Source organism: Lachnoclostridium phytofermentans ISDg (assembly GCF_000018685.1).
GTDB classification, from domain to species: domain Bacteria; phylum Bacillota; class Clostridia; order Lachnospirales; family Lachnospiraceae; genus Lachnoclostridium; species Lachnoclostridium phytofermentans.
Genome location: NC_010001.1, coordinates 4,159,205 through 4,177,500, shown reverse-complemented (window position 1 = coordinate 4,177,500; position 18,296 = coordinate 4,159,205). Strand labels below are relative to the sequence as shown.

12 protein-coding genes and 1 rRNA gene (1 of these 13 cut by a window edge) are annotated in these 18,296 nt (G+C 36.7%); all 13 read left to right on the top strand.

The window, feature by feature from the left end; translation table 11 throughout:
* Positions 1–2,162, top strand: a 23S ribosomal RNA gene (locus tag CPHY_RS17675); it begins 754 nt to the left of the window's first position.
* A 448-nt stretch (positions 2,163–2,610) separates the two neighbouring features.
* Positions 2,611–3,270 (top strand): hypothetical protein, encoded by a 660-nt coding sequence (locus CPHY_RS21015; protein ID WP_012201412.1) that lies wholly within the window; start codon positions 2,611–2,613, stop codon positions 3,268–3,270.
* 214 nt (positions 3,271–3,484) lie between these two features.
* Positions 3,485–4,840: an ABC transporter substrate-binding protein gene (locus tag CPHY_RS17665; RefSeq protein WP_012201411.1), complete on the top strand. Its 1,356-nt coding sequence runs from the start codon at positions 3,485–3,487 to the stop codon at positions 4,838–4,840.
* A 215-nt stretch (positions 4,841–5,055) separates the two neighbouring features.
* The gene (locus tag CPHY_RS17660; protein ID WP_012201410.1) at positions 5,056–5,937 is read left to right on the top strand and encodes a carbohydrate ABC transporter permease; all 882 of its coding nucleotides are present in this window, start codon (positions 5,056–5,058) and stop codon (positions 5,935–5,937) included.
* A gap of 7 nt (positions 5,938–5,944) precedes the next feature.
* A complete protein-coding gene (locus tag CPHY_RS17655; protein ID WP_012201409.1) occupies positions 5,945–6,790 on the top strand; it encodes a carbohydrate ABC transporter permease in 846 nt (281 codons plus the stop codon).
* Between the two features lie 82 nt (positions 6,791–6,872).
* Positions 6,873–8,684, top strand: a complete 1,812-nt coding sequence (locus CPHY_RS17650; protein ID WP_012201408.1) for a sensor histidine kinase — start codon at positions 6,873–6,875, stop codon at positions 8,682–8,684.
* Positions 8,685–8,688: 4 nt separating this feature from the next.
* The gene (locus CPHY_RS17645; RefSeq protein ID WP_012201407.1) at positions 8,689–9,450 is read left to right on the top strand and encodes a response regulator transcription factor; all 762 of its coding nucleotides are present in this window, start codon (positions 8,689–8,691) and stop codon (positions 9,448–9,450) included.
* Between the two features lie 42 nt (positions 9,451–9,492).
* Positions 9,493–10,818: a glycoside hydrolase family 30 protein gene (locus CPHY_RS17640; protein ID WP_012201406.1), complete on the top strand. Its 1,326-nt coding sequence runs from the start codon at positions 9,493–9,495 to the stop codon at positions 10,816–10,818.
* 275 nt (positions 10,819–11,093) lie between these two features.
* Positions 11,094–12,149: a hypothetical protein gene (locus CPHY_RS17635; protein ID WP_012201405.1), complete on the top strand. Its 1,056-nt coding sequence runs from the start codon at positions 11,094–11,096 to the stop codon at positions 12,147–12,149.
* 526 nt (positions 12,150–12,675) lie between these two features.
* Complete coding sequence (locus tag CPHY_RS17630; protein WP_012201404.1) at positions 12,676–14,031, top strand: ABC transporter substrate-binding protein; 1,356 nt, start codon at positions 12,676–12,678, stop codon at positions 14,029–14,031.
* Between the two features lie 129 nt (positions 14,032–14,160).
* A complete protein-coding gene (locus tag CPHY_RS17625; protein ID WP_012201403.1) occupies positions 14,161–15,078 on the top strand; it encodes a carbohydrate ABC transporter permease in 918 nt (305 codons plus the stop codon).
* Positions 15,079–15,090: 12 nt separating this feature from the next.
* On the top strand, positions 15,091–15,942 hold the full coding sequence (locus CPHY_RS17620) for a carbohydrate ABC transporter permease (protein WP_012201402.1): 852 nt from the start codon (positions 15,091–15,093) through the stop codon (positions 15,940–15,942).
* Between the two features lie 131 nt (positions 15,943–16,073).
* Positions 16,074–18,272 (top strand): hypothetical protein, encoded by a 2,199-nt coding sequence (locus tag CPHY_RS17615; RefSeq protein ID WP_012201401.1) that lies wholly within the window; start codon positions 16,074–16,076, stop codon positions 18,270–18,272.
* Positions 18,273–18,296 lie beyond the last annotated feature (24 nt).

The window sequence follows — 18,296 nt, the reverse complement described above, 5'->3', positions numbered from 1 at the left end:
GAAGCTGCCGTAAAAGGTGGTGGAGGACCGAACACACATCCGTTGAAAAGGGTGGTGATGAACTGTGGATAGGGGAGAAATTCCAATCGAACCCGGAGATAGCTGGTTCTCCTCGAAATAGCTTTAGGGCTAGCCTCGATTTAGTCTAACGGAGGTAGAGCACTGAATACCCTAGGGGGCGTCAAAGCTTACCGAAGGTTATCAAACTCCGAATGCCGTATAGATGATGATCGGGAGTCAGACTACACGAGATAAGTTGGGTAGTCAAAAGGGAAAGAGCCCAGACCACCAGCTAAGGTCCCAAAGTGTGTGTTAAGTGGAAAAGGATGTGGGATTTCAGAGACAACTAGGATGTTGGCTTAGAAGCAGCCATACATTCAAAGAGTGCGTAATAGCTCACTAGTCGAGAGATCCTGCGCCGAAAATGTCCGGGGCTAAAACACACCACCGAAGCTGTGGAATCATACAATGTATGATTGGTAGAGGAGCATTCTTAACTGCGAAGAAGCTGTACCGTAAGGAGCAGTGGAGTGTTAAGAAGAGAGAATGCCGGAATGAGTAGCGAGATAGAAGTGAGAATCTTCTAGGCTGAATATCCAAGGTTTCCAGAGTAAAGCTGATCTGCTCTGGGTAAGTCGGGGCCTAAGGCGAGGACGAGAGTCGTAGTCGATGGACAACAGGTTGATATTCCTGTACCATATAGTAACAGAACTGTGGGGACACAGAAAGGTAGGAAAAGCCGGGAATGGAAAAACCGGCGCAAGCACAAAGTCAAGCGAAATAGGCAAATCCGTTTCGTGATGGTGAAGTGTGATGCGGAGTGAACTTTAAGTAACGAAGTTTCTGAACCTATGCTGTCGAGAAAAGCCGCTATTGTTTGCTATATGCCCGTACCGTAAACCGACACAGGTGGATGAGGAGAGAATCCTAAGGCCGACGGGAGAAGCATTGTTAAGGAACTCGGCAAAATGACCCCGTAACTTCGGGAGAAGGGGTGCCTGGGCAACCAGGCCGCAGAGAATTGGCCCAAGCAACTGTTTAGCAAAAACACAGGTCTATGCAAAACCGAAAGGTGAGGTATATGGGCTGACGCCTGCCCGGTGCTGGAAGGTTAAGGGGAGAGGTTAGACGCAAGTCGAAGCTTTGAACTTAAGCCCCAGTAAACGGCGGCCGTAACTATAACGGTCCTAAGGTAGCGAAATTCCTTGTCGGGTAAGTTCCGACCCGCACGAAAGGCGTAATGATTTGGGCACTGTCTCGACAATGCACCCGGTGAAATTGAAATACCAGTGAAGATGCTGGTTACCTGCGCCAGGACGGAAAGACCCCATGGAGCTTTACTTCAGCTTGATACTGGGATTCGGTGCTGCATGTACAGGATAGGTGGGAGACTAAGAAGTAGGAACGCCAGTTCTTACAGAGTCGCTGTTGGGATACCACCCTTGTAGTACTGGATTTCTAACCTGTAGCCGTGACCCGGCTAGGGGACAATGTCAGGCGGGGAGTTTGACTGGGGCGGTCGCCTCCGAAAGGGTATCGGAGGCGCTCAAAGGTTCTCTCAGAATGGTTGGAAACCATTCGTAGAGTGCAAAGGCATAAGAGAGCTTGACTGTGACACCGACGGGTGGAGCAGGTACGAAAGTAGGACTTAGTGATCCGGTGGTATAAAGTGGGATTGCCATCGCTCAACGGATAAAAGCTACCCTGGGGATAACAGGCTTATCACTCCCAAGAGTTCACATCGACGGAGTGGTTTGGCACCTCGATGTCGGCTCATCGCATCCTGGGGCTGTAGTAGGTCCCAAGGGTTGGGCTGTTCGCCCATTAAAGCGGTACGCGAGCTGGGTTCAGAACGTCGTGAGACAGTTCGGTCCCTATCCGGCGTAGGCGTAGGATATTTGAGAGGAGCTGTCCTTAGTACGAGAGGACCGGGATGGACTGACCTCTGGTGTATCGGTTGTTCTACCAAGAGCATGGCCGAGTAGCCAAGTCGGGACGGGATAAACGCTGAAGGCATCTAAGCGTGAAGCCCCCCTCAAGATAAGATATCCCATAGCACAAGCTAGTAAGACCCCTTAAAGACGATAAGGTTGATAGGACAAAGGTGGAAGTGTGGTAACACATGTAGCTGATTGTTACTAATAGGTCGAGGGCTTAACCTAAAAAGGTTTGTTTAAAAAATTCAATGTGAAGTAATTAAAGAAAATAGAAGTTTTAATAGTGAAAAATGAGAAAATCTCTTGTTTTTTGCTATTTTTTATTTTAGAATAACATTACTATGGATAAATCAGAAGGAACTGTGGATAACAGTTTCTTTTTTTGAGTGAGCTGTGGATAACAGCTCTTTTTTATTCTTCAAAGGGTGCAAAATAATAAAAGCAATATGCATATATTTAATATATATATTAGGCATTTCTTTTATTAATTATCTCAGAATCATTACAAGTCATCTAGAAAATATGATAAATTATTCTTGATGAAATTTTTATTGATATATTGAGTAATAACTAAAGAAAAATGTAAAACAATATAGTATACTAAATTATAAAAGGACTTTAAAGCGGAAAATAAATAATATTTTTTTAAACTTGCATTATTAGGAGGAGATAAATGGCATCAAGAACAATGCATTTAACAATTGCCAATGAGATTATTAATTCTGGTATGATAAGCAATATTGCAAGGTTTAGTATAGGACAAATATTACCGGATGCTATTACACATGATTTAGCGAGTCATGGAGATAGCCATTTTAAAGTAACTGTTTGTGATGGTAAAAAGAAATTGATTGATTTTGTTTCATTTAGGAATCAATTTGAAGATGAAATTAAAACAGACGATTTATATTTAGGATACTATTTACACTTAATACAAGATGCTATATATAGAAAATTCTTGTATTATGATTATGGCTATAAGGTTTTTTGTTCACAAGATGTAGAAGTCTTGCATAATGATTACAGGTTGCTAAATACATATCTTATTACCAAATATCAAATCAAAAATTGTGTTCAGAAGCAAGAAGATTTCGAAAATGAAAAGATCAATAATATTTATCCGTTTGAATTGAACAGATACCTAGAAGATATGGAAAATGATTTTTTGCCTTATAATAAAGGGGATATAGCTGTTTTCACAGAGCCAATGGTTGATGAATATATAAATATTTGCTCTAAATTATGTAAAAAAGAGATGGAAAGTAACAAAATAGGGCGTTTTTACCTTAATCCGATGGACTATGCTTGGGATCTTATTAGAAATAATTCATGATCTTTTAATTTGTTTATAACGAAATACAAGAAGCAGTTATACTTTCAGAACTTAGCATGAAAAAGTGTCATCATACTTTGAATAAGATAATATAAGCTTTTTAATGATTCGAAAATAATGCACCATTTTAATAAATTATTATCTGTTTTGTACAAAAAATCAATGTTATAATTACGTTATCAAATAAATATGCACAAAAAGTGGGAGGTATTATATGAAGAAACGTGTTCTTACGATACTCATGGCGATTACTTTAGTAATCTCATTACTTGCAGGATGCAGTGACAAGAGTGCGAAAACAGATAATGCTACGAAAGAGAATAACAAAGCGGAAGCTACGAAAGGGCCTACACAATCACCGAACTCAAGTTCTGATAAAATAACGTTAAAACTATTCTCTAATCTTCCGGATAGAAAGAATGGTCAAGGCTTAATAGAACAGATGATAATTGACGAATACACAAATAAGAATCCTAATGTAACAATTGAAGTTGAAGCATTGGATGAAGAAGCGTATAAAACGAAGTTCAGAGCGTACGCAATGAATGGTATGCCAGATGTTGTGAGTATCTGGGGACAGCCATCTTTCTTAGATGAAGTTTTGGAAGCTGGAGTTTTAGCAGAACTTAAAGAGAGTGATTATGCAAACTATGGTTTTGTATCAGGTTCTCTAGAAGGATTTAAGAAGGATGGAAAGTTATACGGTCTACCAAGAAATACAGACGTTATGGCATTTTATTATAACGAGAAAATATTTAATGATAACGGTTGGAAGGTTCCAAATACATTTGAAGAATTCTTAGATCTAGCAAAACAGATAAAAGATGCCGGTATGATTCCGGTTGCAATGGACGGCGGCGATGGATGGCCAATGGCGATTTATTTAACAGATCTTTTAGTTAGAATCAATGGGAACTGTAGCGAACTGATATCGAAAGGGATTCGCAGCGGAGATTTTTCAGATCCTGTATTTAAAGAAGCAGCTGAGTTATTAAGAAAATCTGCAGAAGTAGGAATGTTCCAGACAGGTTACGATTCTCAAGATTATGGTACTGCGATGAATTTATTTACCAATGGACAATCCGCAATGTTTTATATGGGAAGTTGGGAAGCTTCCATGGCTTTAAATAAGGATATTAGTGAAGATGTACGGTCAAATGTCAGAGTATTTACGATGCCAGCTTTAGCAAACGGAAAAGGAAAGCAAACAGATATTGCTGCATGGAATGGTGGCGGATATGCAGTTTCTGCAAATTCAGAAGTGAAGGATGAGGCAATTAAATTCTTAAACTTCATGTATCAGCAGGATAAATTATCTAAGTATGGATGGGAAAATGGGGTTGGTATGTCAGCACAGGATCAGTCGGCTTATATGACTGGCAATGAAACCATTCTTCAAAAACAGTTTACAGATATCGTTAAGAATGCAACAAGTGTATCCGGAACACCATTTAATGATTGCGGTACCTCTGCTTTTAAAACAGCAATAGAGAGTGAAATTCAGAGTTTATCCAATGGAACAAAATCAGTAGATGAGTTCTACAAAGCGCTAGGAGAAGCATGTAAGTAAAACACAAGATGAGTCAGTGAACTGCCTCACTTGCATCAATAAGTAATTGGAGGGGCCGTTGTCTAGTGATATTGCAATAGCCCCTTTCTAATATTCAGAAATATTTTTTATTGGAAGAGAAGCAGGTAAGAAATTGTTATTTCAACAATTTTGCTCCTGCATTCCTTATCACAAACTATTAAGCGCAGAAAGTAAGCGCAGGAAGGAGGAACAAGATGAAGAAATTATATAGTAATAAGCTTGTAATTCTAAGTTTGGTTTTACCAGGATTATTAGTATTTATTTTTGCAATCCTTGCTCCAATCTGCCTAAGTATATTTTATGGATTTACGAACTATTCGGGAATGGGAAAGTTTGATTATATTGGACTTAGCAACTATAAGAACTTAATCAAAGATAAAGTGTTTTGGACTTCTCTTCGCAACTCTTTGTTCTTAGCAATTGGATTTATATGTATTCAGCATCCACTTGCTATTATAGTTGCTGCTGTTCTTGATAAGCTACAAGGAAAAGCAGAAGGGGTATTTCGATGTATTTATTTTATACCAAACGTTATTTCGGTTGCTGTGATAGCATACCTTTGGAAATTTATTTATAATCCAGACTTTGGGTTACTAAATAATATATTGAAACTATTTGGTCAGCATGAAAAAATCAATTGGTTTAGCCCTAAATATGCGATATGGTCTGTATTAATAGTACTAATATGGCATGGTTTTGGGTGGGGAATGCTAATTTATTATACAGGAATAAAAAATATTGATCCGGTGCTTTATGAAGCTGCGGTAATCGATGGTGCAGATAAAAAAGCAGTCTTTTTTCGTATTACCTTGCCTTTAATGAAGCCAGTCATACAAGTTAATGTTACCATGGCCATTATATCGGCATTAAAACAGATGGAAACAGTATATTTGCTGACAGGCGGCGGACCAGGAAACAGTACACAATTCGCTGCAAATTATTTGTATCAACAGGCATTTAAAGCATTTAAGTATGGTTACGGAAATGCAATTGGTGTTGTGTACATCGTTATTTGCCTTGTAGTAACAGTGTCACTGAATCGTATTTTTTCTGATAGGCAATTAAGTAAGGGGTGAATTGTTTATGGACGAGGTAGGAAAAAAGAAAAGTAGATTTGGGAGATATCTATTGTGGTTTATCTTAATCTGTGTTGCGGTAATACAAATATTTCCGCTAATATGGCTTGTGAACTTTTCTATCGCTAGTAGTAATGAAATGTTTACGAGTGGACTACTTATAATCCCCAAAAAGATTCAGTTGGGTAATTATTATAAAGCATTTGTGGATGGGCATTTTCTACTGTACTTAAAAAATAGTGCTTTAATTAATGGGTTTGCTGTAATACTTGTTCTCATCATCTCAATTATGGCAGCTTTTGCCTGTAGGAAAATGTTCTGGAAACTAAGTGGATTTGTCAAGATAGTTTTGTTGCTCGGAATGATGATACCAATCCATGCAACCTTACTACCAAACTATAAAATATATCATGTAATCGGTTTGACAGATACGATATGGGCCTTGTTGATACCATATGTCGCATTTTCTCTTCCACAGGGATTATTTTTAATGAGCGGTTTTATTGAATCTATACCGGTTGAGCTAGAAGAAGCAGCAGTGATGGATGGCTGCGGTATTTATCGAATTGTTTTTCGTATAATTACTCCAATGTTAAAACCATCCATAGCAACAGTAGCAATCATGACTTTTTTAAATAATTGGAATGAATTTATGATGGCAAGTACTTATTTAAGTACGCCAAAGTGGAAGACACTACCATTTTCTATATTAGAGTTTACGGGGCAATATTCTTCGAATTATGCGGTACAATTTGCAGTTATGGCACTTACAGCAGCACCAGCGGTCATCGTTTATGTGTTACTTAATAAACATATAACAAAAGGAGTGGCACTTGGGGCAGTGAAAGGATAGAACTTGAAATAAACAGGATTCTTTCTTATAATAATAGGAGAATATGGTGATTGTAATAGCCTAAGAAAAGAGGAGTATTACTATGAGAAGAGCCCATGAGTGGATGAAGCATCTTAGTTTAAAGAAAAAGATAATTCTATACAGCTATTTTGTAGTAACGCCTGTTCTTTTGATTATTAGTATAATATTGTTCTTAAATAATTATAAGAAAATGATACAAAAACAACATGAAGAAAACTTAAACAGCGTCAGAAGCTTAGTAAATAGTTTGGACGTTATTGAAACAGAGGTAACGGATTTGTCTTTGTATATCTGCATTAATAATGATATTACTAAGATATTGAAATCAGAGAATCCCTCAGAGCTGAATAAAGATTCTAGACTGTGGTTAAATCGTGCTCCAATGAAAATTATACAGGACATGATTGCATTAAAGGGCTATATTAAAACAATCGCAATCTATCCGGAAAATGGTGTCAGACCTTATTTAAGATGTATTGACGCTACCTCTTATCTGCCTAGCATAGAAGAAGTTAGAAATATCGAAATCTATCAAAAGTCATTGAAAGGTAAAGGCACTGTATACTGGCAGAGGGTTTCAAGAACAGATAAAAGTACATATCAGGCAAATCGTACCGACAAAATTGTAATGTATCGAGGAATGTATGATTTGGCGAAAAAGACTCCGCTTGGGTATCTGGTTATAGGTATTGCTGCTGAAAAATATACCGATCTTTGTGTAAATGCTATCCAGCAGCAGAATGAAGGTATCGTTGTATTTAGCGCTGAAGGTATAGAGCTGACGAGGTACGGAAAAGTAGATGGAGAAATAGTTAGATACATTCAAGGTGAGAACTACATACAAAAAGATCATCGACAGAGAGAGAGTCAGTTAACTCTTGGTGACTATAATGTTTTTTGCAGTCAGAACAAGGAAAATGGAGTATTGGTATGCAAGATGGTACCAAAGAGTAATGAAAAGGGACCTATGTATACCATTACATCAGCTCCTATTACCTTATTAATTGCTGTATTGATTGGGTTATTCCCTGTACTAATGTTTATATCTGCAATTGTATCAAAGCCTCTTGGCAGATTGTGCAGAGCGATGGAGCAGTTTAAGTTAGGAGATTTCAATCAGCAGGTGGAGGTAACCGCGTATGATGAAGTGGGAGAAGTAACAGAATGTTTTAATCAGATGGTTGTAGAAATCAAAGAACTGATTAATAATAACTATGTTATGGCACTGGCGGAGAAAGAAAGTGAACTTCGAGCACTACAGGCACAGATTAATCCTCATTTTTTATATAATACACTGGATTCCCTATATTGGCGCGCATTAGATGCAGGAAATGAAGAAATTTCAGAGGATATCCTTGCATTATCACAGTTATTCCGTATGGTTCTTTCAGAAGGAAAGGGCGTAACAACGGTGGCACAGGAGAAAGAGCTTTTAACGAGATATTTACATATTCAGAAAATGAGATTTTCTAAAAGATTAGACTATAAAATAGCGATAGAGGAAGAGGTATTGGAGGCTGTAATTCCTAAACTTATTTTGCAGCCATTTGTTGAAAATGCTATCGTACATGGATTCGAAAATGTTGGTACCGAATGCCTTTTATTAGTTACGGGAAGTCTTTCGGATAATCAAATCTTATTTTGCATTGAAGACAATGGCGCAGGGATGACAAAAGAACAAATCGAGGCAATCTGGAATGTAGAAGACTTTAAACGCTATGCAAATCAAAGGGTTGGCCGGTATGCAATCAAGAATGTAAAAGAGAGATTAGAGCTAAAGTATCAAGACAATTTTATGCTTACCATTGAGAGTGAGAGAGGAAAAGGAACCACTGTAACTATTCGTATTCCATTTGAAAAGAAGGAGATTTAAGGATATGTCAATGAAACTTCTGATTGCAGATGACGAAGACACAATCCGGAATGGGATTGCAAAATACATAAAGTTACATACCGACAGATTTTCACAAATCTATCTTGCGGAAAATGGACAGCAAGCGCTTGATATTATTCTGCAATATCAGCCGGATATGATGCTTCTTGATGTTCAGATGCCGCTAAAAACAGGCCTCGAGGTATTACAAGAAGCACAGAAACTTTCTCTTGTGCCAAAGACAATTATCCTAAGTGGTTATGATGATTTTGAATATGCAAGGAAAGCTCTGCGTTATGGCGCAAAAGATTATCTTCTAAAACCGTGTCGTTCTTCTGAAATCCTGGAGGCGATAAATAAGCTGGTACAGGAACAGCTGGGAACTAAGGAAGATGTGGAATGCGAAGAGGGTACAGGAATTCACTATATCGTAAGTAGTGCAATAGAGTATATGGAAGAGTATTATCATAAGAATCTGACCTTGATCGAGGTGTCTAATAAAGTAGGAATTACAGCTGGATATTTGTCAACGTTATTTACTCAAAATATGAATTGTGGCTTTGTTGAGTACTTAAATAAAATCCGTATCAAACATGCTTGCAGTTATTTGGAACAAAATTATTTTAAAACATATGAGATTGCATATAAAGTTGGGTTTAAGGATGAAAAATATTTTTCCAAAGTATTTAAAAAAGAAACCGGAATTACACCATATGAATATCGAAGAGACCATAGTATTGGAAAGAATATCAGAACTCATAAATAAGATGCTCTTTCTTATTCAAAAAGAAAAGGATGGAATAATAGGATGAAAGCGTTAATTTATAAAAGTAATGAAACCATGAGATATCAAAAAAGCGAAGTTTCCTTTGTTGAGAATCCTCGTGCAGAGATGAACCTAATCAAACTATATCCTAAGGAAACAAGGCAGACAATCTACGGCTTTGGTGGTGCATTTACCGAAGCAGCGGCGGTAACCGTAGCTTCCATGAGTGAGACTTCAAAAAAGAAGGTGTTGGATGCATATTTTTCTAAGGATGGACACAAGTATAACTTTTGTAGAACACATATCCAAAGCTGCGATTTTTCCCTTGGTAATTATGCCTATGTGGAGGATCCTGAAGATAAAGAGCTAAAAACCTTTGACTTAAAACGTGATCATCAATACTTAATCCCATTTATCAAAGATGCGCTTACTCTAAATCCATCGCTTATCTTAGTAGCAAGTCCATGGAGTCCGCCAGGATTTATGAAAAGCAATGGTGAGATGAATCATGGTGGTGTACTAAAAAAAGAATATTATCAGATGTGGGCTGATATGATAGTGCGTTATCTTAAAGAATACGAAAAGCTAGGGATTAACGTACAATACTTATCAGTGCAGAATGAACCAAAAGCTACACAAACATGGGACTCCTGCCTTTATACAGGGGAAGAAGAGGGAGTATTTGCAGCGGAATATCTGAGGAAAACACTAGATGCAAATGGGTATCCTCATGTAAAAATAGCAATCTGGGACCATAACAAAGACTGTATCATAGAAAGAACAGAGGAAACATTTGCTGTACCAATGGCAAGAGAAAGTGTCGCTGCGATTGCATTTCACTGGTATTCCGGGGATCATTTTGAAGCTTTGCAGACCGTGAAGGAAAAATATCCTGAAAAAGAGCTTATCTTTACAGAAGGGTGTGTAGAATATTCCAGATTTAAGACAAATAGTCAAGTGAAGAATGCGGAAATGTATCTTCATGATATCATCGGTAACCTTAATTCTGGTATGAATGCCTATATTGACTGGAACCTTGTATTAAATGTTGATGGAGGACCAAATCATGTAGGTAACTTTTGTGATGCTCCTGTTATGTATGATAAGGAAACGGATGAGCTTGATTTTAAGTTATCCTATTATTATTTGGGACATTTAAGTCGTTTTGTAACAGAAGGTGCGAAAAGGTTCGTGGTATCTCGCTGTACCGATAAAGTGGAAGCGGTAGGATTTCTAAATCCAGATAACAGTAAGGTTTTAGTATTGATGAATCGGACCGAAGAAGATAAGGTATTACAAATCTGTGAGGGAAATAAGGTAGCAGATATCCATTTAGAGGCGCATTCGATTATGACAATTTGTTGGTAGAACCTATAATCTTATCTGCTGGAGAACTAATAGCTTTAACTACTGGCAGAATTTAAAAGTTTAAACAACTGGTGGAGTTTGCAATCCTTTTCCTAGCATAACTTATAGTCTTAACTCCTATTAGACTTCATAAATTCATACTCCTAGGACTGTTTTTGGCAGTAATGAAATGTAATAAAAAATTAAAGAATTTGACAATAACATGCCATATCTCCTTGATTTAATTATGTTGATTTAGAGAGTATAAATATGGAAAATTATAAAGGAGGGTAAAGATGAGAAAGTGGCTACTAATGATTGCTTTACTGTCATCTATGTGTATTTTATGTAGTTGTAAATTTAAGACTGAATCGGATATTAATTCGGAAGATAGCAGAATAGTTAGCATTACTCCAACCATAACCTTAACACCAACCATAATACCTGCAAACCCAATAACGGTATCCAATACACCAACGCCAACTATATCAATAAGTGAAATCAATTCACAAGGAAATAAGGGTAGCTACGTGATTACCCCTGCTCCAACTTACGCTCCACCAGAAGAACAGCCTAAACTATCCAAAGAAGAACAAAAAAGATTGGATTCTTTAAGGAAACAAGCACTAGAAGGAAAAAGTGTTGAAATTAAGAATGGAGATTATTTCGATTTGGATGGTGATGGTTATCTGGAACAAATCAAGTATGAAAGAACGGGAAAGAACCATTATGAGAGGAGTTATTTGCTAACCATAGGAAATGCGACGAAAGCTTTTATGATTGATGCTCCTACCGATAAACTGTATCTTTCTAATATGACCAACGATGGTGTAAGCCTTCAGATATTAATAGATGATTACGGAGATAGTTGCCTTAATATTGTAAATATATTTTATTATAAAGAGGGTATCATATACGATCTCGGGGATATAGGTGGACTGGTAGACGATATAAAATCCTTGGGAGATGGGCTTTATGAATGTAGGGAGCGTGCAGATACTTTACAGACTTGGTTCCATCCTCGGAAGTTTTATATATCGGATATGAGCATGGGAAGTTATGACGTCAATGATAATTATGTAGAGGTTACAACACCAGTTTTGGTTCGTATGCCAAAGGAAATGTATCTGGTTAATACCAGAGTAATATTACTTCATGATCTCTTCCTGTATAAAACACAGTTTTCAATAACTGCGGAAGTAAAGTTAGAAAAGAATCAGTATGCAACCATAGTGACATCTGATGATGAAGAATGGATATATATTCAGGGTGATGTTAATGGAGCTGGCTGGATACGCATTGAGGAACTTCCAGAGGATAATACATTCATCGGTTTAAGTAATGCGGGTTGAACAACATACATGGGAAAAAATATAGGTAATTGAAAGTCCTTATCAATGCTAAGTAAATTGATAAGGACTTATTTTTATTTTGATTTCTATATTTTAATAATTTAATAATTTCTGAAACTTATTAATTTCTAAATTTTAATGATTGCTGAATATGAATGTTTTTGAATATGGATGATTTTTGAAAGTTTTTTGAACTTGGATGGTTTCATTTGAATGTCCTTATCCTTATTTATAACAAGGAAAAGTTCACAAAGCGTATTGTTCTTATTTAAGTACAATATTGACATCTGCGATAGTATATAGATTGGTATAATTTTAAGATATTAATTTAAAAGCTGTCTTGTGTATAAGCAAAAGTCACAAAAATACCAAGTATTGGACATCTAAAGAAAAATTTAATTAGTAAATATAGTACTAAAATGATAAAAGTTAGTTAGATATTGTGCACTTTATACAGAATTATTGACTTGTCTGGGCTTTTCTTTTATACTACGGATAACACATAAAGAGAGAGGAGAAGAGATTTATGAAACTTAAAAAAATCATGACAACATTGTTGGCAGCAAGTTTAGTGTTGGGACTAACAGCTTGTGGTTCTGGAAAAAAGAATACTACAGTAGATAATGATACTAGTGGTGCAAAGAATACAGAACAATCATCAGGTACAAAAAAAGATGAATCGAACGGAGAAAAGATTAAACTTCGTATGGCATGGTGGGGTTCACAAACTAGACATGATGCTACAGTAAAAGTAATTGAGCTGTATGAGTCACAGAATCCTAACATCGATATTGAGTACGAATTCTTTGATTTTGATGGTTACTTCACAAAGTTAAATACTTTAGTAGCATCGAACACTGTGTGGGATATCTTCCAATTAGGAGGTAATTTCCCAACATATTTAGACAAAATCGTTCCACTTGATGAATACATAGCAAACGGTACTGTAGATACGTCTCATACGACGGATGCTTACTTATTAACAACTCAATACAAAGGATCTCAGTTGGCATTATCCAGTGGTGTTAACTCCTATGGTATTGCATATGATCCAGCATTATTTGCACAGGCTGGTGTAGCAGAACCAAACGATAACTGGACATGGGATGAATGGAAGCAAGCTTGTTTGACTATTCATGAGAAGTTAGGAATTTACGGAAGCTCTAAGCTGGATGATTTTATATCTGGTTGTAGTATGGGAATCTCTCAAGAGGATTATTCTTTAAACTTCTTTGCTCCATCCAATGATAAGCTTGGATTTGATGATCCGAATATGTTAGTGGATTATTTAGCAATGAGAAAAGAATTAGTAAAAGCAGGAGCATATCCTGATCCAGGTGCAATTGCTGAAATTAAAGACATCGAAGGTGATTATTTAGTTACTGGTGAAGCTGCTATGACATGGGTAGCTAGTAATCAGTTAAAATCCTTAATTAAAGCAGCAGATAGAGAATTAAAAATTGCTCCTGCTCCAAGAAAGTTTGCAGATGGACCATCAGGATCTGTAATTCAATCCTCACAAATGCTTTGTATATCAAAAGATTCTAAGGTTCCTGAAGAAGCAGCAAAATTCATTAACTTCTTTATCAACAGTGTGGAAGCAAATGAAATTCTTCAAGGTGAACGTGGTATTCCAATTATGGATACTGTTCGTATGGCTTTACAGTTAAATGCAGATGAGACTACAAATACTATGTACAACTTTATTGATTTAATTGGTAGCTACAAAACTGGAGAAGAAGTTAACGTTATAAGCCCAGAGTGTAAGACAATTATTGAAGATCAATATAAATTGTTAGTAGAACAAGTTATTTATGGAGATAAGACACCTGAGGAAGCGGCAAAAGAAATTTTTGACTTTGCGAGCAGACAATTTAAATAATTAAGTAAGATTTACCATTGACCACGTGTGTATGACATATGAATAAAATGTTGTGTATTAGGACTCTTATTCTTTTTTGTGGAAATTACGAAGAAAGGTAAGAGTCCTTTTCGCAAGAAGGAGGATTCTATGGAGAAGAAGGAAAAGAGAAAATTAAGTTTACATAAATTTCTTTACAATGATAATACGGTGGGATATACCTTTGCACTTCCGTTTATTATTGGTTTCCTTGGTTTTACCATCGTTCCTATGATTGTTTCCATGTACTATTCCTTTACGGACTATAACTTAATAAAACAGGAAAACTTTATAGGGCTTGATAATTATATCCGTTTATTTCAAGATGTTAGATTCTTGAAATCAGTTCGCGTTACGTTAAAGTATGTATTTTTTAGTGTACCACTTAAGTTGGCGTTTGCTTTATTTATCGCTTATTTACTTACGAGAAAAAGCAAAGCTGTAACTTTTTATCGTTCTCTTTATTATATTCCTTCCCTTATTGGAGGAAGTATCGCAGTATCTTTAGTATGGAAAGAATTATTCTCATCTAAGGGATTAATTAACTCAATTTTGATGAATCTAGGAATTGAGAAAGTATCATGGTTTGGAGACCAAAAACTTGCAATGGTACCGTTGATATTAATGACAGTATGGCAATTTGGTTCTTCAATGATTATCTTTGCTGCAGGATTGAAAGAAATTCCTAGTACTTATTATGAAGCAGCGAAAATTGATGGTGCGAACAAAGGGCAATCCTTTGTTAAGATTACACTACCATGCCTTTCCCCTATTATCTTATATAATCTAGTTATGCAGACCATTTCAGCGTTCATGGCATTTACCCAGGCTTTTGTTATTACTAAGGGTGGACCAAACGATGCAACGAATTTCTACTCCCTATATGTATATAATCAAGCATTTAAATACTATGACATGGGATATGCAAGTGCAATGTCATGGGTAATGTTAGTTGTGATGAGTTTAATCACCTTACTAATATTTAAGTCCTCGAAGCGTTGGGTATTTTCCGAAGCGGGACAGGAATAGAAGGGAGGAGCAATGATGGGCATAAAATTTAGAAAACAAATTGGCAAAGTTCTGTACCATGCATTTGTTCTTTGCTTTGGTTTTGTCATGGTATATCCTGTTTTGTGGATGATTACCGGTTCTTTAAAAAATAATGTGGAAATTTTAAATGGTTCTTTAAGTTTGATACCTCCAAACTGGAGATGGGAGAACTTTGCAAATGGCTTTCGAGGGTTTGGCGGAATAACATTTGTTACCTTTTTTAAGAATTCCTTTATCGTTACTGTAATAGCAACGTTTGCTACCGTAGTAAGTTCTGCTTGTGTAGCATACTCCTTTGCCAGAATTAAGTATAGGGGAAGAAAAGTTCTGTTTACAGCAATGTTATGTACGATGATGTTACCGGGACAGATCATCTTAATTCCACAGTATATTATCTATAACAAATTAGGAATGGTAGGTTCGATCTTACCACTTGTATTACCTCATTTTTTTGGGCAAGCATTCTTTATCTATCAAATGATGCAATTTATGGCAGGAATTCCAAGAGAGCTAGATGAAGCAGCTACAATTGACGGCTGTAGTAAATACACCATCTTCTCTAGAGTTATCCTACCATTGTTAAAACCAGCCTTAGTTACAACCGTTATTATCCAATTTTATTGGAAATGGGATGATTTTATGGGACCATTAATCTATCTGAATAAGCCACAGGATTATACGGTATCCATTGCGATTAAATTATTTGCGGATGCATCTTCTACCACAGATTATGGTGCAATGTTTGCAATGTCAACCTTGTCTCTTCTACCGGTATTTTTAATCTTTCTATTCTTTAACAAGTACTTAGTGGAAGGAATAAGTACAAGTGGATTAAAAGGTTAATAAATATTATTATTTGACGGTAATTTATGCTGTTGCACAAGGTTACTTCCATTTTGAAAAGACACTATAATACCAGAATAGAAACAATATGAATTTATAATTTTCGTATTCTGGTAGAAGGGGGAACTATTATGATAAATCGTTACGAGTTAGTGAATAGACATAATCCTATCATGAAGGAAGTTAATCCAGAGTCACCGCTATCGGTAGGTAATGGCGAATTTGCTTTTACTGTAGATGTAACAGGATTACAGACCCTTTATAAGGAACAGATAGAGCATGAAGTACCTCTTTGTACTATGAGTCAATGGGGATGGCATAAAACTCCTACAAAGGCGAATAAGTACTATACTATGGACGATTTAGTGATGACAGAATATGATTCTGTGAATAGAACAGTAGCTTATGCAGTTGATAAGATACCGGGGAATGAAGAAGTATATCATTGGCTTCGTGAAAATCCACATCGTTTGAATCTGGTACGAATTAGTTTCTTCTGGGAGGACAAGGAGATTACCTCCAATCAGATAAAAGATATCAGGCAAGAATTAAATTTATTTGAAGGTATTCTAAATAGCAGATTTTTAATAGAAGGGTATCCTGTCAAGGTTACAACAGTTTGTCATCAGGAGGAGGATATCCTAGGAATTTGTGTAGAATCAGAAGCTTTGCTATTAAATAAGCTGACAGTAAAAATCTTATTCCCATACGGATCACCGGATATTACAGCCTCCGATTGGGAAAAACCTGACAGTCATCAGACTACTATTAAAAAGCAGGAGAAAAGTATTTGGTATCTTGAGCGTACGTTAGATCAGGATTCCTATCATGTGGCTATTAAAGCTGAAACTAAAGCAGAACTTCATAATACGAAGAAGCATGAGTTTACCTTAAAAGCCTTGGAAGATTACCTTTGTTTTACTTGTTCCTTTTCGAAGGAACAATCCTTTACGAAGGAACAATCCTTCACGAAGGAACAATCCTTCACGAAGGAACAATCCTTCACGAAGGAACAATCTTTCACAAAGGAACAATCCTCTACAAAGGAACAATCTTTCACAAAGGAATTATCCTTTCATAGTGAGCCTAACGAATATAAGGAAGAGGAATTAACCTTTTCTAAGGTAGTGAAAAGCAGTATCGCTTCCTATCGTGATTTTTGGGAAAATGGAGCTATTGTGGATTTTTCGGGTTCCACAGATCAAAGAGCAAACGAATTAGAGAGAAGAGTCATTTTATCGCTATATCTGTTAAAAATACAATCTTGTGGTTCGATGCCACCTCAAGAAACCGGATTAACTTGTAATAGTTGGTATGGAAAATTTCATCTAGAAATGCATCTGTGGCACAGTGCCTTTTTACCATTATGGAACCGAAGCAGGTATTTAGAAAAAAGTCTATCCTGGTATCAGGAGCATTTAGCTGAGGCAAGGGAGAATGCGAAGAGAAATGGTTACGCGGGAGCCAGATGGCCAAAGATGGTGGCTTATGATGCGATTGACAGTCCGTCTCCGATTGCGACTTTACTAATATGGCAGCAACCACATATTTTATATATGCTTGAATTATTATACCGCGATACAAAGAGAGAGGATATTCTAAGGGAATATTGGAATATCGTCAAAGAAACTGCGGATTTCATGTGTGACTTTGCACAGTGGAATGAGAAAAAGAAATGTTATGATCTACCTGCACCATTAATTCCTGCACAAGAACGATTTAATCCGCGCACTACGTCAAATCCTACTTTTGAATTAGAATATTGGAGCTTTGGGCTTAAGCTTGCTACATCCTGGGCGAAGAGACTAGGGAAAGAGAAGGAGGAATGGGAGTTTGTAGCAGACCATATGGCGGAACTTCAAGTGGATGATGGAAGATATCTTTCTCATGAAGGATGCGTAGATACATTTACTCACTTTAATGAGGATCATCCTTCTATGCTTTTAGCATATGGGTTATTACCGGGAGAGCGGGCAGATGCACGTTATGTTCAAAATACATTAGATAAGGTAATGGAATGTTGGAAATTCGATACGATGTGGGGATGGGACTTTGCCTTTATGGCAATGACAAAAGTTCGGTTGGGAGACCCTAGTGGAGCAATTGATATTCTATTAATGGACACCCCAAAAAATTCTTATGTAGCAAGTGGAAATAATTATCAGCGATTACGTCATGATTTACCTCTTTATCTTCCGGGAAATGGTTCCTTATTACTTGCAGTAGCGATGATGGTTGCAGGATATCAGGGATGTGAGGATACACCAGGATTTCCAAAGGATGGTAGCTGGTGTGTAAGACAGGAGAGGATGTTACCATTTCCATATTAAGATTCTATTGTATACGCGTACTAA

Coding starts and splice junctions, on each gene's coding strand:
- CPHY_RS17615 (WP_012201401.1), top strand. CDS start 16,074: ATGATAAATCGTTACGAGTTAGTGAATAGACATAATCCTATCATGAAG.
- CPHY_RS17635 (WP_012201405.1), top strand. CDS start 11,094: ATGAGAAAGTGGCTACTAATGATTGCTTTACTGTCATCTATGTGTATT.
- CPHY_RS17620 (WP_012201402.1), top strand. CDS start 15,091: ATGATGGGCATAAAATTTAGAAAACAAATTGGCAAAGTTCTGTACCAT.
- CPHY_RS17630 (WP_012201404.1), top strand. CDS start 12,676: ATGAAACTTAAAAAAATCATGACAACATTGTTGGCAGCAAGTTTAGTG.
- CPHY_RS17645 (WP_012201407.1), top strand. CDS start 8,689: ATGTCAATGAAACTTCTGATTGCAGATGACGAAGACACAATCCGGAAT.
- CPHY_RS17665 (WP_012201411.1), top strand. CDS start 3,485: ATGAAGAAACGTGTTCTTACGATACTCATGGCGATTACTTTAGTAATC.
- CPHY_RS17650 (WP_012201408.1), top strand. CDS start 6,873: ATGAGAAGAGCCCATGAGTGGATGAAGCATCTTAGTTTAAAGAAAAAG.
- CPHY_RS21015 (WP_012201412.1), top strand. CDS start 2,611: ATGGCATCAAGAACAATGCATTTAACAATTGCCAATGAGATTATTAAT.
- CPHY_RS17655 (WP_012201409.1), top strand. CDS start 5,945: ATGGACGAGGTAGGAAAAAAGAAAAGTAGATTTGGGAGATATCTATTG.
- CPHY_RS17640 (WP_012201406.1), top strand. CDS start 9,493: ATGAAAGCGTTAATTTATAAAAGTAATGAAACCATGAGATATCAAAAA.
- CPHY_RS17660 (WP_012201410.1), top strand. CDS start 5,056: ATGAAGAAATTATATAGTAATAAGCTTGTAATTCTAAGTTTGGTTTTA.
- CPHY_RS17625 (WP_012201403.1), top strand. CDS start 14,161: ATGGAGAAGAAGGAAAAGAGAAAATTAAGTTTACATAAATTTCTTTAC.